Source organism: Flavobacterium nitrogenifigens, assembly GCF_003254565.1.
Taxonomy (GTDB): Bacteria; Bacteroidota; Bacteroidia; order Flavobacteriales; family Flavobacteriaceae; genus Flavobacterium; species Flavobacterium nitrogenifigens.
The window spans coordinates 1-269 of sequence record NZ_QJRI01000041.1 but is presented as its reverse complement, the minus strand read 5'-3'; the positions used below and the strand labels follow the sequence as shown (position 1 = coordinate 269).

Sequence of the window (269 nt, the reverse complement as noted above, 5' to 3'; positions counted from 1 at the left end):
GGGCATCGGTTTTCAGAAGAGGCTTTCTGCGGAGAGGCCCCTTAAAAAGAGTGGAAAATCGGCAGAAAGAAGGGGGAAGGGCTGAAAATTCCCTAAAAACGGAAAGCTTTGGCCTTGGGAAAATGCCGAAAAAGCATGCTAAGGAAGAAAAATCCCACGCATGCGTGAAAATATCCGAAATGTAAACCTGCCGTTACCAGCGAGTTAAGAAATAATCCGAAAAAAGATCAAAAAAAGCCGGGCAAAAGCATTGGAAAAGCGGAAAAAGG

General features: G+C 44.6%; 1 protein-coding gene. It reads left to right on the top strand.

Annotated features, from left to right (window positions below):
- On the top strand, positions 1 to 185 hold a 185-nt coding region (locus DM397_RS23870), incomplete at its 5' end, for a hypothetical protein (protein ID WP_204251835.1).
- Between the last annotated feature and the right edge of the window lie 84 nt (positions 186 to 269).